Source organism: Cedecea sp. P7760 (genome assembly GCF_013386425.1).
GTDB classification, from domain to species: domain Bacteria; phylum Pseudomonadota; class Gammaproteobacteria; order Enterobacterales; family Enterobacteriaceae; genus Cedecea; species Cedecea selenatireducens.
Map to the genome: position 1 here is coordinate 1 of NZ_JACARU010000054.1, position 22,780 is coordinate 22,780.

At 58.2% G+C, this 22,780-nt stretch carries 20 protein-coding genes; 4 read left to right on the forward strand and 16 right to left on the reverse strand.

Annotated features, from left to right (window positions below; all coding sequences use genetic code 11):
* Nucleotides 1-219: 219 nt before the first annotated feature.
* The 4 genes from sstT to HX778_RS18355 all read right to left on the reverse strand — a co-directional run bounded on the left by sstT (nucleotide 220) and on the right by HX778_RS18355 (nucleotide 4,491).
* Entirely contained in the window at nucleotides 220-1,464 is a 1,245-nt protein-coding gene (gene sstT, locus HX778_RS18340; protein WP_176982715.1) for a serine/threonine transporter SstT, read from the reverse strand.
* Between the two features lie 265 nt (nucleotides 1,465-1,729).
* Complete coding sequence (locus tag HX778_RS18345) at nucleotides 1,730-2,698, reverse strand: TerC family protein (protein ID WP_038476039.1); 969 nt, start codon at nucleotides 2,696-2,698, stop codon at nucleotides 1,730-1,732.
* A gap of 244 nt (nucleotides 2,699-2,942) precedes the next feature.
* Entirely contained in the window at nucleotides 2,943-3,941 is a 999-nt protein-coding gene (locus HX778_RS18350; RefSeq protein WP_176982716.1) for a Gfo/Idh/MocA family protein, read from the reverse strand.
* 49 nt (nucleotides 3,942-3,990) lie between these two features.
* On the reverse strand, nucleotides 3,991-4,491 hold the full coding sequence (locus HX778_RS18355; protein ID WP_176982717.1) for a M48 family metallopeptidase: 501 nt from the start codon (nucleotides 4,489-4,491) through the stop codon (nucleotides 3,991-3,993).
* Between the two features lie 84 nt (nucleotides 4,492-4,575).
* On the opposite strand from HX778_RS18355, the gene rlmG reads away from it, so the two are divergent.
* Entirely contained in the window at nucleotides 4,576-5,712 is a 1,137-nt protein-coding gene (rlmG, locus tag HX778_RS18360) for a 23S rRNA (guanine(1835)-N(2))-methyltransferase RlmG (protein WP_038476033.1), read from the forward strand.
* Here rlmG and HX778_RS18365 read toward each other — a convergent pair.
* The 6 genes from HX778_RS18365 to lsrK all read right to left on the reverse strand — a co-directional run bounded on the left by HX778_RS18365 (nucleotide 5,709) and on the right by lsrK (nucleotide 14,258).
* Nucleotides 5,709-7,727: an NADPH-dependent 2,4-dienoyl-CoA reductase gene (locus HX778_RS18365; RefSeq protein ID WP_176982718.1), complete on the reverse strand. Its 2,019-nt coding sequence runs from the start codon at nucleotides 7,725-7,727 to the stop codon at nucleotides 5,709-5,711. The genes rlmG and HX778_RS18365 overlap by 4 nt on opposite strands.
* A gap of 258 nt (nucleotides 7,728-7,985) precedes the next feature.
* Nucleotides 7,986-9,176: a cytochrome c biogenesis protein DipZ gene (locus HX778_RS18370; protein WP_176982719.1), complete on the reverse strand. Its 1,191-nt coding sequence runs from the start codon at nucleotides 9,174-9,176 to the stop codon at nucleotides 7,986-7,988.
* Between the two features lie 128 nt (nucleotides 9,177-9,304).
* Nucleotides 9,305-10,606 carry an ATP-binding protein gene (locus HX778_RS18375; RefSeq protein WP_176982720.1) on the reverse strand — a complete coding sequence of 434 codons (1,302 nt, stop codon included), beginning with the start codon at nucleotides 10,604-10,606 and terminating at the stop codon, nucleotides 9,305-9,307.
* Nucleotides 10,603-11,343: a response regulator gene (locus HX778_RS18380; RefSeq protein WP_176982721.1), complete on the reverse strand. Its 741-nt coding sequence runs from the start codon at nucleotides 11,341-11,343 to the stop codon at nucleotides 10,603-10,605. The genes HX778_RS18375 and HX778_RS18380 overlap by 4 nt, the downstream gene beginning before the upstream one ends.
* A 51-nt stretch (nucleotides 11,344-11,394) precedes the next feature.
* Nucleotides 11,395-12,378 carry an alpha/beta fold hydrolase gene (locus tag HX778_RS18385; protein ID WP_176982722.1) on the reverse strand — a complete coding sequence of 328 codons (984 nt, stop codon included), beginning with the start codon at nucleotides 12,376-12,378 and terminating at the stop codon, nucleotides 11,395-11,397.
* 299 nt (nucleotides 12,379-12,677) lie between these two features.
* A complete protein-coding gene (gene lsrK / locus HX778_RS18390; protein ID WP_176982723.1) occupies nucleotides 12,678-14,258 on the reverse strand; it encodes an autoinducer-2 kinase in 1,581 nt (526 codons plus the stop codon).
* Nucleotides 14,259-14,427: 169 nt separating this feature from the next.
* Between lsrK and lsrF the strand changes: the two genes are divergently transcribed.
* Both lsrF and lsrG read left to right on the forward strand, forming a co-directional pair.
* Nucleotides 14,428-15,318: a 3-hydroxy-5-phosphonooxypentane-2,4-dione thiolase gene (gene lsrF / locus HX778_RS18395; RefSeq protein WP_038476011.1), complete on the forward strand. Its 891-nt coding sequence runs from the start codon at nucleotides 14,428-14,430 to the stop codon at nucleotides 15,316-15,318.
* On the forward strand, nucleotides 15,315-15,605 hold the full coding sequence (gene lsrG / locus HX778_RS18400; protein ID WP_176982724.1) for a (4S)-4-hydroxy-5-phosphonooxypentane-2,3-dione isomerase: 291 nt from the start codon (nucleotides 15,315-15,317) through the stop codon (nucleotides 15,603-15,605). Before lsrF ends, lsrG begins: the two co-directional genes overlap by 4 nt.
* 101 nt (nucleotides 15,606-15,706) lie before the next feature.
* On the opposite strand, the gene ygjG is transcribed toward lsrG, so the two are convergent.
* On the reverse strand, nucleotides 15,707-17,104 hold the full coding sequence (gene ygjG, locus HX778_RS18405; RefSeq protein ID WP_218167196.1) for a putrescine aminotransferase: 1,398 nt from the start codon (nucleotides 17,102-17,104) through the stop codon (nucleotides 15,707-15,709).
* A 200-nt stretch (nucleotides 17,105-17,304) separates the two neighbouring features.
* Here ygjG and HX778_RS25175 point away from each other — a divergent pair, with 200 nt between their 5' ends.
* The gene (locus HX778_RS25175) at nucleotides 17,305-17,502 is read left to right on the forward strand and encodes a hypothetical protein (protein ID WP_255483432.1); all 198 of its coding nucleotides are present in this window, start codon (nucleotides 17,305-17,307) and stop codon (nucleotides 17,500-17,502) included.
* A gap of 4 nt (nucleotides 17,503-17,506) precedes the next feature.
* Here HX778_RS25175 and HX778_RS18415 read toward each other — a convergent pair whose 3' ends face one another.
* The 5 genes from HX778_RS18415 to HX778_RS18435 form a co-directional block, all read right to left on the reverse strand.
* Nucleotides 17,507-18,229, reverse strand: coding sequence for an ABC transporter ATP-binding protein (locus HX778_RS18415; RefSeq protein ID WP_038476002.1), 723 nt, complete (start codon nucleotides 18,227-18,229; stop codon nucleotides 17,507-17,509).
* The gene (locus tag HX778_RS18420) at nucleotides 18,216-19,049 is read right to left on the reverse strand and encodes an ABC transporter ATP-binding protein (protein WP_038475999.1); all 834 of its coding nucleotides are present in this window, start codon (nucleotides 19,047-19,049) and stop codon (nucleotides 18,216-18,218) included. Before HX778_RS18420 ends, HX778_RS18415 begins: the two co-directional genes overlap by 14 nt.
* On the reverse strand, nucleotides 19,042-19,875 hold the full coding sequence (locus HX778_RS18425) for an ABC transporter permease (RefSeq protein WP_176982725.1): 834 nt from the start codon (nucleotides 19,873-19,875) through the stop codon (nucleotides 19,042-19,044). The genes HX778_RS18420 and HX778_RS18425 overlap by 8 nt, the downstream gene beginning before the upstream one ends.
* On the reverse strand, nucleotides 19,875-20,918 hold the full coding sequence (locus tag HX778_RS18430; protein ID WP_176982726.1) for an ABC transporter permease: 1,044 nt from the start codon (nucleotides 20,916-20,918) through the stop codon (nucleotides 19,875-19,877). The genes HX778_RS18425 and HX778_RS18430 overlap by 1 nt, the downstream gene beginning before the upstream one ends.
* An 86-nt stretch (nucleotides 20,919-21,004) precedes the next feature.
* Nucleotides 21,005-22,573 (reverse strand): ABC transporter substrate-binding protein, encoded by a 1,569-nt coding sequence (locus tag HX778_RS18435; protein ID WP_038475990.1) that lies wholly within the window; start codon nucleotides 22,571-22,573, stop codon nucleotides 21,005-21,007.
* Nucleotides 22,574-22,780 lie beyond the last annotated feature (207 nt).

Consider the following 22,780-nt stretch of genomic DNA (forward strand, 5'->3'; position numbering starts at 1 on the left):
ACCCAGGACTGGGAGATAAAACGGAGGTCTGCCGCTTCAGCGGTCGATTTATTTGGCCGGGAGTCCGGGGTCTCGGGGAAGTGACGGTGACTTCCCCGAGTCGTTCACAAGTTCTGTGGTGACATATGAAACAGGATTGAAAGTGAACGGAACCCTGGCCGACTCTTCATAATCGTAAATATTTTGACTAATAGACCTATGCCGGGCGATGTGAAAGCATTAACCGCGTAGCGGATCGGCCTTCGCCAGACGGGCATCCTCGGCCTGACAAACGGCAGCGGTAAAGATAACGTCGGTAGAAGAGTTCAGCGCGGTTTCACAGGAATCCTGCAATACGCCAATGATGAAGCCTACCGCCACCACCTGCATGGCAATCTCATTCGGGATGCCAAACATGCCGCAGGCCAGCGGGATCAGCAACAGCGAACCGCCCGCCACACCAGAAGCCCCACAGGCGCAAAGTGAAGCCACCACGCTCAGCAGCAGCGCGGTGGGCAGATCCACCGGTACGCCCAGCGTGTGCACTGCAGCCAGCGTCAGCACCGTAATCGTTATTGCGGCCCCGGCCATATTGATGGTTGCTCCCAGCGGAATCGACACTGAATAAGTATCACGATCCAGGTTCATCTTCTGGCACATGCTCATGTTGACCGGAATGTTCGCCGCCGAGCTGCGGGTAAAGAACGCGGTCACGCCGCTCTCGCGCAGGCAGGCCAGCACCAGCGGATACGGGTTACGGCGAGTGGTGATAAACACCAGCAGCGGGTTGATGATCAGCGCCACGCCGAACATGCAGCCCAGCAGCACCAGCAGCAGCTGGGCGTAGCTCCAGAGCGTGGAGAAACCGGTCGTGGCGAGCGTAGAGGCGACCAGGCCGAAGATCCCGATTGGCGCAAAGCGGATCACCACCTTCACGATAAAGGTCACCGCGTCAGACAAATCGTTCACCAGGCTTTTGGTGGTTTCGCTGCCGTGGCGCAGGGCAAAGCCCAGGCCAACGGCCCATACCAGAATGCCGATGTAGTTGGCGTTCAGCAGGGCGTCTATCGGGTTGGCAATCGTGCTCATCAGCAGGCCGTGTATCACTTCGACGATCCCTGACGGCGGCGAAATATCCGTGGCGCTGCTGGTCAGGTGAAGCGTGGAAGGGAACATAAAGCTAACGACGACCGCCGTCAGCGCGGCGGAGAACGTGCCCAGCAGGTACAGCACCAGAATTGGGCGGATATTGGTTTTTTGGCCGTGCTGGTGGTTAGCGATAGAAGCCATCACCAGCGTAAGGACCAGCACCGGCGCCACGGCTTTGAGCGCGCCGACGAACAGCGTCCCGAGCAGGCCGGTTGCCACGGCGGCGGGTTTGGAGACCAGCGCGAGCACAATGCCCAGCACCAGGCCAACGAGAATTTGTTTTACGAGGCTGCCGCGGGCAAAGCGCTGCAGTAATCCAGAAGCTTGCGAACTCATGAATACCTTCCTGTGTGTCAGTGATGTCGTTCCGTTCCGCGTGCGCAGTGGGCTGCGTCTGGGCGGTTGTAAGAAAATGTGTTTGCCCGCTGAGTATAAGGAAAAGCGGTAAAGGAAAAAGCATTTCAAGCTGGAATTGCGTTCAGCGTTAGATTTCGCAACTGATCATTAACATTCATGTGACATATTCAGCAATTTGGGACGATGGCGGTTTGCCAGAATGAAAAAGGGGCATTACGCCCCTTTTTTACGGTGAGATGTTGGCTTACTCCGCCGGCTTCTTCTGGTCGTTACGGTGGTTTACCCAGGCGTTGATAATCAGCGTACCCGCCAGAATACCGCCCACCACGCCCAGCGAAACGGCGATTGGGATATGGTAGAAATCGACGATCAGCATCTTGATGCCGATAAACACCAGGATAACCGACAGGCCATACTTCAGCATTGAGAAGCGTTCTGCCACGCCGGCCAGCAGGAAGTACATGGCGCGCAGGCCGAGGATGGCGAACAGGTTAGACGTCAGCACGATGAACGGATCGGTGGTCACCGCGAAGATTGCCGGAATGCTGTCTACCGCGAAAATCACATCGCTCAGCTCCACCAGAATCAGCACCAGCAACAGCGGCGTAGCGTACAGCAGGCCGTTCTGGCGGACGAAGAAACGTTCGTTCTCGATCTTATCGGTCATGCGCAGGTGGCCGCGCAGCCAGCGCACCAGCGGCTTGTCGCCGATACCGGTGTCATCTTCCTTCGCCAGCGCCATCTTAATCCCGGTAAACAGCAGGAAGGCGCCAAACACATACAGCAGCCATTCGAACTGGGTAATCAGCCAGCTGCCGCCGAAGATCATGATGGTTCTCAGCACGATAGCGCCAAGCACGCCGTAGACCAGCACTCGCCGCTGCAGCGCGGCAGGCACGGCAAAATAGCTGAACAGCATCAGCCAGACGAAGACGTTATCGACCGCAAGGGCTTTTTCAATCAGATAACCGGTGAGGAAGGCCAGCGCCTGAGTGTCCGCCACTTCGCGGCCAGCGGTGCCGCTGAGATACCACCAGAAGGCGAGGTTAAACAGCAGGGAAAGTGAAACCCAGACCAGCGACCAGACGGCCGCCTGTTTCATTGACATGGTTTGCGAGCCACGGCGGCCCTGAACCAGGAGATCGATCGCCAGCATGATGGCGACCACGACGGCGAAGCTGCCCCAGAGCAGCGGAGTACCGACAGTATGCATAATGAGATTCCTTGAAAACAAAAACGGCTAACATCAGAAGACGCCAGCCGCTTTCGCTTGCAACAGGGATCTCGCCTTCCGGCAAGGTCTCACTTACGACGTTTTAACGTCGCCCGGCAACCGGATGCTTTCGCATCGTAATGACGATTAACCGGCAATGAAGTTACTCCCCTTTGCAGGTAACAAAATATGACAAGCAACGGCTTTGGTCAATATTTTGTTACCTGGTTTTCTGCAAAATTCATTATGCCGTGGCCTGCTGGCTCACATCGTCCGCCGGGAACTTAACCCCTGTCTGGCGGCGAATTTCGGTCGCCAGCGCCGACGTGATGCGCGATGTCACCAGCCCGGCGTGATTGACCTCATTCTCTTCCACCAGGCGGGCAAACGTCTCCGCTTCGTACAGCATAGTATTGATATGCTGCGGCAGCGTCAGATCCTGCGGTTTGCCGCCGCGCGGAATAAATGTGACGCGCTGGCATTCGGAAATTTTTTCAATCACCAGCGAACCGGCTTCGCCCTGAATTTCGCTTGGGATCGTCGAGTCGCTCACTTTGGAGTGCATCAGGGTGACGTCGAAATCGCCGTAGTTCAGCTGAACGGTGCCGTGAGCGTCCACGCCGCTGTCCAGCAGGGAAGCCGTGGCGTGAACGGAGTGCGGTTCACCCCACAATGCAGCCGCCGAGGCCAGCACGTAGAAGCCGATGTCCATGATGGAGCCGTTGGAAAACGCCGGATTAAAGGTGTTTGGGTTTTCACCGTCCAGGTAGCGCTGGTAGCGCGAAGAATACTGGCAGTAGTTGAGCAGCACCTTGCGGATTTTCCCCACCTTCGGCAGCGCCTGCTGCAGCGCGATAAAGTTTGGCAGGCTGGCGGTTTTAAACGCCTCGAACAGCACCACCTGGTTTTCACGGGCGCAGGCGATAGCCGCTTCGACTTCCGCAAGATTAGACGCCAGCGGCTTCTCGCAGATAACGTGTTTTTTGTGGCAGAGGAACAGCAGGCTCTGCGGGCCGTGCAGCGAGTTCGGGCTGGCGATGTACACCGCGTCGATGACATCGCTCTTCGCCAGCTCGTCCAGCGAAGTAAACAGGTGCTCGACCGGGTAATCGTTGGCGAAGGCCTGCGCCTGCTCCAGGCTACGGGAATACACCGCGGTCAGCTTATATTTGCCGCTCTCATGGGCGGCATCCACGAACTGGCGGGTTATCCAGTTGGTTCCAATCACAGCGAAACGTATCATAAACGAGTGCATTCTCCGGAAGTCGATAATCAATAAGTCAGGGAGCTAATCAGGCCGCGCCGCTAAGCGCCAGCTGCGTAAGCCAAAGTCGTGTATCGAATTCTAACTGGTGATACTGCGGTTCCATATGACAGCACAAGGAGTAAAACGCTTTGTTGTGATCCTTCTCCTTAAGATGCGCCAGCTCGTGGACCACAATCATACGTAGAAAGGCTTCGGGCGCAGTGCGAAACACCGTCGCCACGCGAATTTCCGCCTTGGCTTTCAGCTTATTGCCCTGCACGCGTGAAATGGCGGTATGCAGCCCGAGCGCGTTGTTCAGCACGTGAATTTTGCTGTCATAAGCGACTTTATTTATCGGCGGTGCGTTGCGCAGAAACTGGCTTTTCAACTCCTGAGTGTAGGCATAAAGCGCTTTATCGGTCGCGATGTTGTGCCCCTGCGGGTAGCGCTTTTCCAGCACTTCGCCGAGGCGCTGCTCGCGAATCAGGGTGCGCACCTGCGAGAGCAAATGCTCCGGATAACCGCTTAAATAAATCAGTTCGCTCATGCTTGTCTCAGGTTGAGGGAAAAAAAGGTATACTCTCGCCCCCGCTATGGGGATATCACCAAACTTTACCATCCAGGAGGGCCGATGAGCCAATTAGACAACGGTTTTCGTTCACTGACGCTGAAGCGTTTTCCGGAAACGGACGACGTTAACCCGCTGCAGGCGTGGGAAGCGGCAGATGACTACCTGTTGCAGCAGGTAGACGAACTTGAGCCAGTCGGCCCCGTTCTTGTTCTTAACGACACGTTCGGTACGCTGGCCTGCGTGCTGGCCGAGCACAAGCCATACAGCATTGGCGACTCGTACCTAAGCGAGCTGGCAACGCGTGAAAACCTGCGCGAGAACGACATTCCGGAAAACAGCGTCACCTTCCTCGACAGCACCGCGGCTTACCCGCAGGCGCCGGGGCTGGTGCTGATTAAAATTCCTAAAACGCTGGCATTGCTTGAGCAGCAGCTGCGCGCGCTACGTAAAGTAGTGACGCCGGAAACCCGCATTATCGCGGGCGCGAAAGCGCGTGACATTCATAACTCTACGCTTGAGCTGTTTGAAAAGATTTTAGGGCCAACCACCACCACGCTTGCATGGAAAAAAGCGCGCCTGGTTAACCCGACCGTCACTAAGCCGGCGCTGGCCGACGCGCCGGAGACGCTGAGCTGGAAGCTGGAAGGGACAGAGTGGACCATTCACAACCACGCGAACGTCTTCTCCCGTACCGGGCTGGATATCGGCGCACGTTTCTTCCTTGAGCATTTGCCGTCCGATCTGGAAGGTGAGATTGTCGATCTCGGCTGTGGCAACGGGGTGATTGGCCTGACGCTGCTGGAGAAAAACCCGCTGGCGCAGGTGGTATTTGTGGACGAATCGCCGATGGCCGTCGCGTCCAGCCGCCTGAACGTTGAAACCAACCTGCCGGGCGATATCGACCGTTGCGAGTTTATGATCAATAACGGGCTGTCCGGCGTGGAGCCGTTCCGCTTCAATGCGGTACTGTGCAACCCGCCTTTCCACCAGCAGCACGCGCTTACCGATCAGATTGCGTGGGAGATGTTCCACCACGCTCGCCGCTGCCTGAAAATCAACGGCGAGCTGTACATCGTGGCCAACCGTCACCTCGACTACTTCCGCAAGCTGAAGAAGATCTTCGGTAACTGCACCACGGTTGCGACGAACAGCAAGTTCGTGGTGCTCAAAGCGGTGAAGTTAGGCCGTCGGAGCTAAATCTCCAGCGCTAAACGGGTGCCCTGCGCGATAGCTCGTCGGGCATCCAGCTCCATTGCCACATCGGCCCCGCCAATCAAATGCACGGTTTTGCCCATGGCCTGTAGCGGCTCCTGCAGCTCGCGGCGCGGGTTCTGCCCGGCACAAATAATCACGTTATCCACTTCCAGCAGCTGCGGCTCTCCGCCTATGGTGATGTGCAGCCCGGCATCGTCAATGCGTTCGTAGCTTACGCCCGCCAGCATTTTCACGCCGCGAGCCAGCAACGTGGCGCGGTGGATCCAGCCGGTGGTTTTGCCCAGACCCTCGCCCGGCTTGCTGGTTTTACGCTGCAGCAGGAAAATACTGCGCGGGCTTTTATGCAGATTCGGCCCTTCAGGGCGCAGGCCGCCAGAGGTTTGCAGGCTGGTATCAATCCCCCATTCCACGCAGAACTCGGCGATGCTCTGGCTGGTGGATGCACCCTCCTGGCTCAGGTACATCGAAGTATCAAAGCCAATGCCGCCCGCACCAATCACCGCCACGCGCTTGCCCACCGGCGCTTTGTCGCGCAATACGTCGATATAGCTCAGCACCTTCGGATGCCCGATGCCCTCAATCTCCGGCAGGCGCGGCTCAATGCCGCAGGCCAGTACCACCTCGTCGTAGCCGCTCAGCTTCTCCGGCTCAACGTATTGATTAAGGCGAACGTCCACGCCGGTGATGTCCAGCATCCGGCGGTAGTAGCGCAGCGTTTCGAAAAACTCCTCTTTGCCGGGGATCTGTTTGGCGATATTAAACTGCCCTCCGATCTCTGCCGCGGTGTCAAACAGAGTGACGCTATGGCCGCGCCCGGCGGCGTTAACCGCAAAGGCCAGCCCGGCAGGGCCCGCGCCAACAACCGCGATGCGCTTAGTTTGCGCCGCGGGCACAACGGGCATTTTGGTTTCATGGCAGGCGCGCGGGTTGACCAGGCAGGAGGTCACTTTCCCGGCGAAAATCTGATCCAGGCAGGCCTGGTTGCAGCCGATGCAGGTATTGATTTCATCTGCCCGGTTTGCGGCGGCCTTGGAGACAAATTCAGGGTCGGCGAGGAAAGGCCGAGCCATCGACACCATATCCGCATCGCCGTCGGCCAGAATTTGCTCGGCGGTTTCCGGGGTGTTGATTCGGTTAGTCGTCACCAGCGGCAGCGCAACGTGGCCCTTCAGCTTTTTGGTTACCCAGCTAAACGCGCCGCGCGGCACGGATGTAGCAATGGTAGGAATACGGGCTTCATGCCAGCCGATGCCGGTATTAATTAGCGTCGCGCCAGCTTTTTCTATCGCTTTGGCGAGCGTCACGGCCTGGTCAAAGTTGCCGCCGCCTTCCACCAGGTCGAGCAGCGACAGGCGATAGATAATAATAAATTCTTTGCCAACCCGTTCCCGCACGGCACGGACGACCTCAACGGCAAAGCGCATTCTGCGCTCGTAGTCACCGCCCCATTCGTCGTCGCGCTGGTTAGTCCGCACCGCTAAAAACTGGTTAATCAGATAGCCTTCCGAACCCATGACCTCCACGCCGTCATACCCGGCTTCCCGCGCAAGGCTCGCGCAGTGGGCGAAGTCCTCAATCAGCGTTAAGACTTCTTCGTGGCTCAGCTCGTGAGGTTTAAACGGGTTGATCGGCGCCTGAATGGCCGAAGGCGCGACCAGCTTAGGCTGATAGCTGTAGCGGCCGGTATGCAGGATCTGCAGGGCAATTTTGCCGCCTTCACGGTGAACCGCATCGGTCACAAGCTGGTGATGCGCCAGCTGGCTTTTATCGTTCAGTACCGCACCGTGGGCGATGGTCACGCCGGAGGCCGAAGGGGCAATCCCGCCGGTGACAATCAGCGCCACGCCGTGGCGGGCACGCTCGGCATAGAAAGCCGCGAGGCGCTCTGCGCCGTCCGGCAGCTCTTCCAGCCCGGTGTGCATCGAGCCCATCAGCACGCGGTTTTTCAAAGTGGTGAAGCCAAGATCCAGCGGGGCAAGCAGCGACGAGTAGCTCATAATCGGTTCCAAAATGTATACCCGTCATACTTCAAGCTGCAGGGGTGTTGGCTGCACTCCTGAACCCCAGTCACTTACTTTATGTAAGCTCCTGGGGATTCACTCACTTGCCGCCTACCTGCAACTCGAATTATCCAGGGTAACGAATTATTTTTATGTGGTCGGATGAGTTCTAATTTAGCCGTCGCGGAGCAAAAGGGAAAAGGGGAGTGCGGCGAATGTGATGAGAGTCATATTCCCGCCTCCCCGAAGGCAAAATCAGGCGCGAGCCTCCTTCAGCAGCTTCTGAATAATCTGCTCTTGCTGTTCGTAGTTGCCCTCGCCGAAGGAGACATTGCGCAGCTGTCCGCGAGCGTCGAAATAATAATGGGCTGGCCAGTACTGGTTACCGAAGGCGTTCCAGATCTGATAGTTGTTGTCGGTGACGACCGGGTAAGGCAGTTGCCATTTGCCCACCGCCTTTTTCACCGAATCGAGATCTTTCTCCCACGGGTACTCCGGCGTATGCACACCAATCACCACCAGGCCCTGATCTTTATACTTGTTGGCCCATTCGCGGACGTGCGGCAGCGCGTGCTGGCAGTTAATGCAGTCGAAGGTCCAAAAATCGATAAGCACGACTTTGCCTTTTAGCGCCTCTGGCGTCAGCGGCGGGCTGTTAATCCAGGCTGTTCCTCCGGAAAACGGCGGCATCGCGCTGGTAGGTGCGGTATCCGCGATGGGCTGTAGCTTCGGTGCTGACGCAGCGGTTGGGGAAAGCGCCAGCAGGTGCTGCTCCAGCTTCGCGCCGAAGCCGTTGGCATTTTGCAGCATCGCCGTGGTGCCGGAGGCGATAAACGCCACGGTGGCCAGCATTGCTACGCCCGCCACACGCCGAAGCTGCGCCATCAGCGCCATTTTCTCACGCAGGCGAGCCAGCAGCCGGTGACCGCAGAACCACAGCAGCGCCAGCATCAGCGCGCAGCCGCTGCCGTAGGCCGCCAGCAGCAGGCCGGTGGTTACCGCCGAAGAGCCGGACAGGCTGATGCCGAGAATGGCCCCCAAAATCGGTCCGGCGCAGGGAGACCAGAGCAGCCCCACTGCAAGCCCCGCCAAAAAAGCGGACAGCATGCCGCGAGCGCGGTTGCTTTGGTTATTGATAGCGTTCCCCAACTGCACCGCAGGCCGCATCAGGCGTTCGGCAAGCACGGGGAAGATAAGCGTCAACGCGGCAAGCGCCAGCATCGCCAGCGCAATCCAGCGGCCAACCAGCGTGGCCTGCACGATCCACTCCCCGGCAGCGCCAACCAGCAAAGCGACGGCGGTAAACATGGCCACCATGCCGGCAAGCAGGGCGATGATTTGGCGTTTTTGACCGCGAAATGCGGCGAAAAGCAGGGGAATGACGGGCAGCGTACAGGGGCTTAATAAACTGAGCATTCCGCCAAGAAAGGCAATCAGAACGGGCATAACACACCTCACGGTTACAGGATGATTTCTGGGTATTTAACCCGCCTGATGTGTTCGTGATGTGTGGGAAAACCGTCCTGATTGTCAGTTTGTTTGTCGGCCGCTTAGCCGCATACAGAGCGATACAATCAGAAGACAGGCAGCGTGATGCCGGCCTTCAGCCCGCCCTGCGGCTGGTTGGTGAGCGTTAACTTTCCACCAAGCTGACCGACAAGCTGGGCGGCAATCGCCAGACCAAGCCCGGTGCCGCCGGTGTCGCGGTTTCTGGAGCTTTCCACGCGGTAAAAAGGCTGTAACACGGCGCCCAGCTCCTCTTCGGGGATCCCAGGGCCGTTATCGGTAACCGTCAGCGTGACCTGGTTTGCTTCTTTGCTCAGGCTGACGTCAGCGGCGGTGCCAAACTTCAGCGCATTATCCAGCAGATTGGTCAGGATGCGGCGCAGCGCCTGGGGGCGAGTTGAAAGAGGAAGCGCCGCCTCCGGGGCAGTAAACGCCACCGCTTTGCCGACGTCCTGATAGTCGCAGGCAATGCTGTCCACAAAAGCCCGAAGCTCAAGGCGCTGCGGCGTTTCTTCCAGGCTTTCTGACGACCGCGCATAGGCGATTCCCTCGCGGACCAGATGCGTCATGTTATCCAAATCCTGCATCAGTTTGTCGCGCAGCTCCGGCTCATCGCTCATCTCAAGGCGAAGCTTCATGCGGGTAATCGGCGTCTGCAGGTCATGTGAAATAGACGCCAGGATCTGAGTGCGCTCTTTCAGGTGCCCCTGGATCCTGGCCTGCATCGCGTTAAACGCTTTTGCCGCGTGTTCAACCTCAATCGGGCCGCTTTCCTGCATCGCCGTCGGACTTGTGCTGGCCGGCTCCAGCGCTTCAACGGCGCGGGTAAAGCGGGTAAACGGCAGTACCACCTGGCGCACGGCAAACCAGGCACAAAGCGCCAGCAGCACCAGCTGAATAGCAATCACCACCGGCAGCCAGCTTTCAATCGGCGGCATACGCGGCGTAAGGTCGATGGTCAGCGGCGAGCCGTCGGCCAGCGTCAAATGGGCCTGAATATGGGAACGCATGCCGGGAATGGCGGTGAAAGTCAGCCTGTAGCGCTCGCCCAGCGCCTCTTTCAGCGAAGCAATGGCATCTTTCGAACGTTCGTCGGCAGGCGGCTTTCCTGGCGTACCAGGGCCAAGAATATAGTGATAATTTTCCCGGGCGAGCCTGTCCAGCCAGGCGGGGCGCTCATTGGCCGGTAGCTTGTCGAGGATCGCCACGCTGGTGGAAACGTTGTTTTGCAGGTTATCCAGCATCACGCTGCGGGCGCTGTTCATTCGCTCAAGAGTGGTCAGCGCCAGGGTCAGGCCGTTAGCCAGCAGCAGGCCGACGAGAACGATGAGAAACAGCCGGGACAGCAGGGAGCGGGGCCACAGCCTCATTCTCGCGCCTCAACGATGGTGACGGGCATGGAAAGTACATAGCCTTCGCTACGCACGGTTTTGATGTAGGCAGGAGTCCGCGCATCCTCGTTTAAGCGCTGGCGCACGCGGCTGACCAGCAAATCGATCGAGCGCTCGAACAGCTCGGCATCGCGGCCCTGAGTCAGATTTAGCAGCTGATCGCGCGTCAGCACGCGCTGCGGGTGATCCAAAAACACGCGCAGCAGGCGGTATTCCGCGCCGCTCAGCGCAACGATCGTGCCCTGTAAATCAATCAAGTGGCGAGCGGAAGTATCCAGCTTCCACTCGCCGAAAGCGATGATCCTGCCCGCTTCGGTCACCTGCAAATTGGGCGGCAACGCGCGGAAGCGGCGGAGGATCGCTTTGATCCGCGCCAGCAGCTCGCGGGCGACAAAAGGCTTAACCACGTAGTCATCTGCACCCATCTCCAGGCCGAGGATCCTGTCGGTATCTTCGTTTCTGGCGGTCAGCATCAGGATCGGCAAGTCTTTATGTTTATCGCTGCGCAGCTGGCGGCAGAGCGTCAGCCCGTCGTCGCCGGGCATCATCACGTCCAGCACCACTAAGTCGACGTGCTGCTTGTCCAGCACGGCACGCATCTCCTTGCCGTTTGCCGCGCCGCTTGCCCGGTAGCCTGATTTTTCCAGATAGCTGACGATAAGCTCGCGAATATCGCGGTCGTCGTCCACCACGAGAATATGATCGATGTGTTCCACCTGGGGCTCCCGGCGCTAAAAGTGAAGGCTAAAACTAGCATAGCTTTTTTACTACAGCTTACCGGCATCTACTACTGCCTTCACAAACGCTTCCGGCGCTTCCTGCGGTGGGTTGTGGCCTATATTGCCGCTGAAGGTGCGGTGTTCATACTTGCCGGTAAATTTCGCGGCATACGCTGCCGGTGCAGGATGTGGTGCCCCGTTATTGTCGCCTTCAATCGTGATGCTCGGTACGGTGATGTTCGGCAGTGCGGCCAGCTTTTTCTCATCCGCCGCGTATTTCTGCTCGCCGTTTTCCAGCCCCTGACGCCAGCGATAGTTGCTTAGCGTAATGGCGACGTGATCCGGGTTATCCAGCGATTTGGCGCTGGTATTGAAGGTTTCGTCGCTGAACTTCCAGCCCGGCGAAGCCTGCTGCCAGATCAATCTGGCGAACTCATGGGTATTCTTCTCGTAGCCTGCCGCGCCGCGTGGGGTGGCGAAATAGAACTGATACCACCATTGCAGCTCGGCCTGCGGCGGCAGCGGTTTTTTCCCCGCTTCCTGGCTGCTAATCAGATAGCCGCTGACCGACACCAGCGCTTTGACGCGCTCCGGGTGCAGTGCCGCCACGATATCCGCCGTGCGTGCGCCCCAGTCATACCCGCCGAAAATGGCCTGTTTGATATGTAATGCGTCCAACAGCGCAACCGTATCCTGAGCCAGCGCGGCAGGCTCGCCGTTGCGCGGCGTGGAAGGGGAAAGGAAGCGAGTGCTGCCGAAGCCGCGCAGGTTAGGCACGATAACCCGGTAGCCCTGCTTTGCCAGCTCCGGTGCTACCGTATCAAAACTGTTGATGTCATAGGGCCAGCCGTGCAGCAGCACAACCGGCTGCCCGTCTTTTGGGCCGAGATCGACATAGCCGACGTTAAGCACGCCTGCGTTAATCTGTTTTATCTGATTAGCATCGAAACCCGCCGCTTCCGCCTGGCAGGCGAAAACCACCGAGAGGGAAAGTGGAGCAATCAGCGCAGACAGGGTGAATTTGTTGAACATGATGTTTTCTCCGAAGCCGTTATAAAGTGTTCGGCTATCACATCATGGGAATGTAGGCAGCGTGTTTCCCAATCAGCCCTTTTTGCATGACGGCGTATCTGTCTATACCGGAGATACAGTGTGATACAAAGCGGTTTTACCCTCACCCTGGCCCTCTCCCTGAAAGGGAGAGGGGATAAAAAATGTTCTCAGTCCCCTGTTTTCCCCTCGCCCCTGAAAGGGAGAGGGGAAACGAAGGTTTCATGTTGTTTGTTTTCCCCCTCGCCCCTTTGGGGAGAGGGCCGGGGTGAGGGGATAAATTACCCTACAACCCTTGGTGCAAGCCCCGGCGCCTGCCACATCGATGTCGTCAGGCCGCTGTCCACCAGCGTTAACTGGTCGGCATACACCTTTTGCCACTTGCGCTTCATCTCGTCGTAAAGCTCACGGTGCGCCGGGTTCGGCGTGAACTCCCGCTGCCATTGCACAAGGCGCTCGCCGGTATTGGCCAGCGAATCGAAAATCCCGGCACCAACGCCTGCGGCAATGGCACAGCCCAACGCCGTTGCCTCTTTCACTACCGGAACACGTACCGGCAGGCCGGTGACATCGCTGAGGATCTGGCTCCACAGCGCGCCTTTTGAGCCCCCACCTGCAAAAACGAGCGAGTCGAACTTCACGCCAGAAAAGCCGGAAATCTGCTCCAGGTTACAGGCGGAGACAATCGCCGCGTTTTCCTCTAAGGCGCGAAATAGCGTGGCTTTGTTGCACTTCTCAGGGTCAATGGAAAGGTTAATGAATGACGGTGCGGCGTGGTACCACTGCTTGAAATGCATGGCGTCGGAGAAAATTGGCATCACGCCGTGGGAGCCCGCGGGCACGCGGCCTGCCATCTCTTCCATCAGCGCGTAGGTATCCACGCCGAGGCGCCCGGCAAGCAGCTTTTCTTCCGCGCAAAAGGCGTCCCGGAACCAGCGCATCGTCAGGCCGGTAAAGAAGCTGATCGACTCCGCTTGCACCATGTTGTGAATTACGTGCGGGTTAATGCGGATGTTCATATCTGGATCGGTTTTGATTGCCGGCAGGTTGACTACCTGCTGCCAGAACGTGCCGCCCAGCACCGCCGTTTGCCCGGCCCTGACGATGCCCAGCCCCAGGCAGCCCAGCTGAACGTCGCCGCCGCCCATCACCACCGGCGTGCCTTTCTGCAGCCCACTTTCTTCGGCAGCCTGCTGCGTTACGCTGCCCAATAAGGTGCCGGTTTCTTTCACCGGAGAAAGTATGTCGGCACGTAGCCCTGCCATATCGAGCAGAGCAGGGCGCCAGTCGCGGGTCGCCAGGTCCAGCATGCCGGTGGTGCCGGCGTTAGAAGGGTCAACCGCCAGCTCGCCGGAAAGTTTGGCGGCCAGCCAGTCGCTAATCATCGTGATGGTGGCCGCTTTACGATAGATGTCCGGGCGATGGTGCGCCAGCCATAGCAGGCGCGGCATGGCGCTTAACGCCAGCGTCTGGCCTGAAACGTGGTACACCTCAGACTCGAACTGAAAGTTATGGATCTCCTTAAGCTCGCTGACCTCGCGGCTGGCGCGGGCATCCACGTTAGCGCAGGCCCAGACGGGCTCGCCGCTGCGATCGTAAAGGACGATCCCTTCCCGCATCGAGCAGCAGGAGACGGCGCTTATTGCCGAAGACGAGAGATTTGCCTTGTGCAGGGCCTCGTGGATGCAGCGGCAGGCGAGCTGCCAGTTGACGGTGAGATCGAATTCCATCGATCCCGGTACGTCGGTCACGCTGAGATGCTTCCATTCGGCCTGGCCAACGGCGATTTGCTGGCCCGATGTATCGAAGATAACGGCGCGGATACTGCCCGTTCCGGCGTCCAGTGCAAGTAAATAACTCATTCGCAGACCTCTTCCGTCGCCAGTTCAATAAATAAACTCTTATCTATTGCGAGCGATCTGGCCGATCTATTTGGATGTTTTGTGATCGCTGCACGGTTGCAATCGCCGATCCCTGACTAAGTTTTTGAACACTATCTCTTATTCACACACGGATCCGGGAGAGGACGTCATGGCAGATCTGGATGATATTAAAGACGGAAAAGACTTCGGTATTGGCCAACCGCAGGAGAACCGGGCTTTTTACCTGAAGGGAAGCGGGGCACTGGACTGGGGCATGCAGTCGCGGCTGGCGAGGATCTTTAACCCGAATACCGGGCGCACCGTAATGCTGGCCTTCGATCACGGCTATTTTCAGGGGCCAACCACCGGGCTTGAGCGGATCGATCTCTCGATTGCGCCGCTGTTCCCTGAAACGGATGTGCTGATGTGTACCCGCGGCATTCTGCGCAGCGTAGTGCCTCCGGCAACCAACAAGCCCGTTGTGCTGCGCGCCTCAGGCGGCAACTCCATTCTTAGCGAACTCTCGCGCGAAAGCGTCGCGGTGACGATGGAGGATGCTTTACGCCTCAACGCCTGCGCGGTGGCCGCACAGATTTATATCGGCAGCGAGTATGAGCACCAGTCGATCAACAACATCATCAAGCTGGTGGATGAAGGCACGCGCTACGGCATTCCTACGCTGGCGGTGACCGGCGTCGGCAAAGAGATGGCGCGTGATGCTCGTTATTTCTCGCTGGCGAGCCGCATTGCCGCCGAACTTGGGGCGCAGTTTGTGAAAACCTACTTCGTCGAGGAAGGTTTTGAGAAAGTCGCCGCCAGCTGCCCGGTGCCGATCGTCATCGCCGGAGGCAAAAAACTGCCCGAACAGGAAGCGCTGGAGATGTGCTTTAAGGCGATAGACCAGGGCGCGTCCGGCGTGGATATGGGGCGCAACATCTTCCAGTCTGAAGCCCCGCTGGCGATGCTGCAGGCGGTGAAAAAAGTCGTGCACGAGAATATGTCGGCCCGCGAAGCTTATCAGTTCTGGCTTGAAGCGAAACATCAGGGAGATAAGGCATGAACGTAACGCTGGTAGAAATTAACATTAAGCCCGAGCGCGTCGACGAGTTTCTGGCGGTGTTTCAGGCGAATCACGAAGGGGCTATCAAAGAGCCCGGCAATTTGCGCTTCGACGTGCTGCAGGACCCGGATGTCGCGACGCGATTTTTTATCTACGAGGCTTACCTGGATGAGGCCGCAGTGCTGGCGCACAAGAAGACGCCGCACTACCTTGCCTGCGTTGAAAAGCTGGATGAGATGATGTCTGAGCCGCGTAAGAAGCGGAGTTTTATGGGGCTGCTGCCGTAGAGATTGCCCCTCACCCCAGTGGGGAGAGGGGATAAAAAAACGGTCAGCAGGCACGGAAAACACCCTCTCCCTTTCAGGGAGAGGGTTGGGGTGAGGGTCAATCAGCTTTCCTGCGCCTCAGCCGTCTCATCCTGCGTAACTCTCAGCCGGTAAAGCGCGCGTTTAGCGCACTCCAGCACGTGCTCACATTGCTCAATCGTCAGGGTCAGCGGCGGCTCAACGCGAATGGTTTTTGAATTATTCAGCGTACCGGCCACCAGCACCTGCTGGCGGAACATCTGGCTGGCAAAGTTATAACCGATGTCGTTGTCGCGGAACTCAATCGCCATTAACAGCCCCTGGCCGCGAGCCTCAACGATGAGGTCCGGGAACTCACGGGCCAGCGCCCGGAAGCCATCCAGCAGCAGTTGCCCTTTCTGGGCCGCCTGAGCGGGCAGATTTTCTTCCAGCAGATAGTGGATGGTTGCCAGCGCCGCCGCACAGGCCAGCGGGTTGCCGCCAAAGGTGGTGGTGTGCAGGAACGGGTTATCGAACAGCACGGAAAACACCTCTTCCGTCGCGACCGTGGCGCCTATCGGCATTACGCCGCCGCCCAGCGCTTTTGCCAGGCACAGAATGTCCGGCTGCACGTTTTCGTGCTCGCAGGCAAACATCTTGCCGGTGCGTCCCATCCCGGTTTGCACTTCATCCAGAATCAGCAGTACGCCGAACTCGTCACAAAGCTGACGCACCGCAGGCAGGTAGCCCGGCGGAGGCAGGATCACGCCGCCTTCTCCCTGGATTGGTTCAAGGATCAGCGCCGCCACGTCATCGCCGGTTTTGCGGCATTCGCTGAACTGGCTGCGCAGCGCGTCGATATTGCCAAACGGTACATGGCGGAAGCCCGGCAGCAGCGGCATAAACGGTTTGCGGAACGTGGATTTCGCCGTGGCCGAAAGCGCACCCAGTGATTTTCCGTGGAACGCGCCGCTGGTGGCAATAAAGGTAAATTTACCCCGAGGCGACTGGTATGCCTTCGCCAGCTTTATGGCCGCTTCAACGGATTCGGTGCCGCTGTTGCTGAAGAAACTGTATTTGAGTTTACCCGGAGTGAGCGTGGCCAGCGTTTTAGCGAGCATCGCCCTTAGAGGATCGAGCAGTTCCTGGCTGTGCAGGGGCTGTTTTTCCAGCTGATGCTGGACGGCGGAAACTACGACTGGATTACGGTGCCCCACGTTAAAAATGCCGAACCCACCCAGGCAGTCGATGTACTCTTTGCCCTGAGTGTCGACAAGCGTATTCAGGCTGCTCGCTTGCCACTCTACGGCTCCGTAATCCCCGCCGGCGGTAACGGACTTGCGGTACTCAAGAAATCCCGGGTTAACATGCTGCTGGAAGCTGTCGATAACCTCCCGGTTTAGCACCTTCATCTCCTCATGGGTAAGTGACTTCTTTTCGATTATGTTCAGTGCGTGCGCCGTACAGGCAAGTGCCGAGGCGCTGGAAGGTAACCTGTTCAAAATGTGCTCCTGGGTGTGGCGTATCACGCGATACACAAAATAAGTATTGCAGGGATTGCGCCAGGTAACGTTCCGTAAGTGAAATCGGGATAAACGCCCGCAGGACTGCATCTGTGCAATAATTAATCACAATGGATTACATTTTGCGTGTTTTAATGCTGGCGGCGGCGACGTGATTTAGAGGGAAATAGGGGGTTTTGATGTATAAAAAGGCCGTTCGCCCTGAAAGGGTGCAAAAGAGCGATTCATTAGCGATGGCCTGCCCCGTATCAGGCCAGAGGCCGACCCTGTACAGCGCCATTGGGCGCGCAGACAAAGCCATGTATTACGGCCAAAACACCGGCCGCAATCGCTGCATTCTGGCTTTGTCTGACGAGGAAATGGTGACGCTGGAATAATGCGTTACGCGTGCGCCATTCTGTGTTCACCGTTAACCAGCGCGGTGCGATCGAAGCTGCGCTCAATCACGCCATTCGCCATAAATGCCGCACGGTCCGACATATGGGCAATCACGTCGGCATCGTGGCTGACCAGCAGGTAGGTCATACCGTGCTGCTGCTTCAGGCGGTTCAACAGGTTAAGGATTTCAGCCTGTACCGACATATCCAGCGCGGAAGTTGGTTCATCAAGCAGCAGGATTTTCGGGCGCAGCAGCAGCGCCCGAGCGATAGCCACGCGCTGGCGCTGGCCGCCGGAAAGCTGGTGCGGATAGCGTTTCGCCGCATCGGCCGGCAGCCCGACCTGGCTTAGTGCTTCTTCCACGCGTGCTTCGATATTGCTTTCACCGTGGATTTTTAGCGGTTCAGCCAGCGTGCGCCAAATCGTGTGGTTGGGGTGCAGTGAGGCGTAAGGATCCTGAAATACCATCTGCACTTCGCGGCGCAGGGCTCCCTGAAAACGCCTCCCGGCAACAATGTTATTGCCCAGCAGTTCCACGCTGCCTTTCCACTCACGCTGTAGCCCGGCAAGCACACGCAGAATGGTCGATTTCCCGCAGCCTGAAGCGCCAATCAGGCTAAAGGTTTCGCCCTGCTCAATCGCAAAACTGGCCCCGGCGACGGCGGTTTTGATGCCGCCTTTTGCGGCAAACTCGACGCCCAGATTATCAATCTTAACGATCGCCATGACTCTCTCCTGGCTGGAATTCGCTGCGGTTCAGCGTCGGCAGCATCTGCCCATAGGTGTCGGCATTTGGACGGCAGGTCCAGAGCGTGCGCGTGTAGGGATGCGTGGCCTGCGGCAGAGCGCTCGCCGCCATTTCATCCACTTTTTGCCCCTGATACATCACCAGCACGCGGTGGCAGTGTTCCGCCACCAGCGGCAGGTCGTGGCTAATCAGCAGCAGCGCCATTTGACGCTGTTCGCACTGGGCTACCAGCAGCTCAAGGATTTGGTTGCGCAAGCGAGCATCCAGCGCCGAGGTTGGTTCGTCGGCAATCAGTACTTTCGGGTTATTAGCGAGCGCAATGGCGATCATCACGCGCTGGCCCATGCCGCCGGACAGCTCGCCGGGGTAACGCTGCAGCACCGCGTCCGGTAAGCCAACGGATTGCACCAGCTCGCGGCAGCGATCGCGGCGTTCGGCTGTTGAGAGCTTCTGGTGCAGGCGGAGCGCCTCGTCAATTTGCTGCAGCACGCTTTTCACCGGGTTTAGCGCATAGCGCGGGTCCTGCAGCACCATGGCGATATCGCTGCCGCGCAGCTGGTTCCAGCTACGGGCGTTCATATCGAGCAGGTCGTGCCCCATCACGCTAAGCTGCTCCGCGCTCACTTTACCTGGCTTACGCACCAGCCCCATCAGGGCTCGCGCCGTCATGGATTTTCCTGAACCGGATTCCCCGACCAGCGCCAGGCGTTCATTGCCGAGGGTGAAGGAAAGGTTGCTGACAACCCGGCTGCCGGGGTAGTCGATATTCAGCCCGGAAACGGTAATTCTGTTAGTCATGTTGCGGCTCCAGCACGTCGCGCAGGCCATCGCCCAGCAGGTTAAAGGCCAGGCTGCTCAGCAGAATGGCGGTGCCAGGAATAGCGGCAATCCACCATTGATCGAAAATCACCTGCATCCCGTCGGCAATCATTGAGCCCCACTCCGACATCGGTGGACGGGCGCCGAGGCCCAGGAACCCGAGTCCGGCGGCGGCAAGAATAATCCCGGCAAGATCCAGCGCCAGGCGCACGATGGCGGAAGGCAGACACAGAGGCAGGATGTGGCCGCCCAGCAGCCGAATGCCTTTAATTCCCATCATTTCTGCGGCGGCAAGATAATCACTGTGGCGCAGCCGCTGTATTTCGCTTCTTGCCTGGCGCGCATAGGCAGGCCAGGTTGTCAAAGCGAGCGCCAGCGCGCCGTTAACCAACCCTGGGCCAAGCATCGCCACAAAAGCGAAGGCCAGGATCAGGCGCGGCATTGACATCACTACGTCGGTAAAGCGCATCAGAATACGCTCCAGCCAGCCGCCGTAATAGCCGGAAAGAATGCCAATCAGCAGCCCAACCGGCAGGGTAATGACCGTAACCAGCAGCACCAGGCCCAGCGCCGGGCGGGTGCCGTAAAGCAGGCGTGAAAGCAGGTCGCGACCGTAGCTGTCGGTACCCAGCAGATGGTGAGCGTTGGGTGCCTGCAGGCGCGCGGCGGCGTCCTGCCAGTTAGGATCGAACGGGGCCAGCAGCGGGGCAAACAGCGCAATAAGCACCAGCCCGGCAATGATAATCAGCCCGCTGAGGGCGGCCGGGGAGCGCAGCATGCGTCGCAGGAAAAGAGAAGACGGCATTAGCGGATCCTCTGATCGGTGGCACGCACCAGTATGTCGGTCAGGTTATTGATCAGCACAAACGACACGCCGATCAGCAGCGTGCCGCCCATAATCGCGGTGGTATCACCGGCAAACAGCGCGGTGGTGAGATAGCGGCCAATGCCCGGCCATGAGAAGACGGTTTCCGTCAGCACGGCACCTTCCAGCATGCTGGTGTAAGCCAGCGCGATCACGGTGAACAGCGTGCCGCGAATGTTCGGCAGAACGTGGCGCAGCAGAATCGTCATGTCACCTGCGCCTTTCGCGCGAGCCAGCGTAATGTACTCTTTATTCATTTCGCTGAGGCAGGCCGTGCGCGTCAGGCGGGTGATGCTGGCGAGAGAATAATAGGCCAGCAGCAGCACCGGCAGAATCAGGTGGTTAACGGCATTGAGGAACGCGCCTTTATCGCCGGAAAGCCAGGTATCAATCAGCACGAAGCCCGTTTTGGCCTCGACGCTGTACTGGTAAATATCATCGAGCCTTCCCGGCCCGGCGCTCCACTGCAGGCGGGCATAAAACAGCGCCAGCATCAGCAGGCCGAGCCAGAAAATAGGCACCGAGTTACCGAGCAGGGTAAACGTGCGCACCGCGAGATCCCACGGCGAACCGGCAAAGCGGGCGCAAAGCACGCCAAAAAGCACGCCCAGCACGCTGCCGATGATGAGCGCGAGGGTGGCAAGCTCAAGCGTGGCGGGGAAAGCCGAGAGTAAATCATGCAGCACCGGCTGGCCGGTTGAGCTGGCTATGCCCAAATCGCCGTGGGCAAGATTGACGAGGTAATGCCAGAACTGCACGGGCAGCGACCGATCCAGCCCTAGCTGGTGGCGAACCTGATCGTAAGTGGACTGGCTGGCGTGATCGCCGACGATTTGCAGCACTCTGTCCACCGGGGAAAGCGCGGACAAAGCAAAGGTAATCAGCAGCAGGCCAATAAGGGTGAGAGCAAGGGTAAATATTCCCTGAAGCAGGGTAAGCAGCGGGCGCCGCAGGCGCTGCGACGAGGGAGAAACTTCGGACATGGGTAACTCTTTTTATGCGCTGATGGTGATTAACCTCTCGCCCCGTTTCTTTGATGGTGAAAAGGGCAGGGCGAGAGGCCGTTCAGTTATTTAGTGACGTTATCGTAATACACCATATCCGCATTCAGGCCTTGCTGATAGCCCTTGATGTTATCGCGCACCACAACCTGGGTTTTACCCTGGTCGACAAACACGTACGGGGAGCTACGCTGCAGCTCCTCCTGCAGTTTGGTATAGAGATCTTTGCGTTTGGCCGGATCGGCTTCCGCCACGGCGGCCAGCGTTTGTTTGTTCAGCTCCGGAATCTGCCAACCGTTCAGCCCGGCCACGGTGCTCGCTTTGCCGTCGTTATAGGCAAAGGCGCTGGCGTTGGAGTGGGCGTCGAAATAGTCCGGGATCCACAGGCGGATAGCGGCCTGGTGCTGCTTCGCACGAACGCGGGCGTAAACCTGGCTACCTGCCGCAGGCAGCAGATCCACCTTCACGCCGCCCTGGGCAAAGCTCGCCTGCATCGACTGCGCGATGGTGATAAACGGCGGTTTGTTTTCCACGTCCAGCGAGAAATGGGCGTCTTTGATGCCCGCCTTCGCCAGGATCTCTTTCGCTTTCGCCGGGTCGAATTTAAACGGCGTGTTTTCCAGTGCGCCAGGGAAACCGACCGGCAGGAAGCTCTGGTGCACGAAGTACTGGCCTTTCAGCAGATCTTTGGTGATGCCCTGATAATCAACCAGGTAGCGGGCCGCTTCCCACAGCGCAGGGTTTTTCAGCAGCGGGTTGGCATTGTTGCCGACGTTAAACACCAGGTAGTTTTGCTCGGCGGAAGGAATGCTCAGCACCTTCACGCCCGGTTTGCCTTCGAGCGCGCTGGTTTGGTCAGAGCCTAAATCACGGGCGATATCGGCGTCACCTTGCTGAATCAGCAGGCGGCGAGCGGCCGGATCGGGCACGTTTTTAATGATGATGTTTTTCACTTTTGGCGCGTCGCCAGGGGATGTCGGATTGGCATCCAGGACGATAGCCTGATGCGGCTGGTAGACGCGCATTTTGAACGGGCCGCTGCCGGCAGAGTGCATTTTCAGCCACTCGTTGCCGAAGTCGCCCGCTTTCACGTTGGGTTCAACCGCTTTTTCATCGACGATGGAGGCGATTGGCGTGGAAAGAATATTCAGGGCTACCGCCGGGCTTACGTCCGCGGTCCAGTGCACTTCCAGCGTGTGGTCATCCACTTTCTTCAGTTGGCTGGCGATGTTATCCGGCTGCCAGCCCAGCACGTTAAGAATAAAGGCCGGGGATTTGTTCAGCGTCACCGCGCGGGTGTAGGAGAAGATTACGTCTTCCGGGCGCAGCGGGTTGCCGGAGGCGAATTTAGCGTCCGGGCGCAGCTTGATGGTTAGCTTCTTATTCGCCGCATCGCCCTGCCAGCTTGCCGCCAGAATCGGCACAACTTTGGCCGGATCGGTACGGTCTGCCTGCACCAGGCGCTGGTACAGGCTTGGCACGGTCTGGATGCTTGAGAGTTCGTTGGCTTCGGCCGGATCAAGGCTGACGATGTCATCCAGGCCTTGAGCAACCACCAGGGTATCCGGTGGCGTGGCAGCGTGAGAAGCTGCAGACAGCGCAGCCAGCAGCAGTAATGGCAGGACTTTCTTTTGCATGTGTGTACCCTGTAATGGTGTTTTTTATCGGTTTTTCTCTGTGTATTTACGTTAGGTGAGTTATCTCAATTCACAAAGTCAAAATTGCGCTTTGCATATAAATATACGATATATCCAATGCGATAAAGTGATGAAAACCAGTACAGTTTCAAAGGAGGTGATTTAAGCCGGAACTGTGCCTCGCTTCTTATTTTTNNNNGAGGGAAT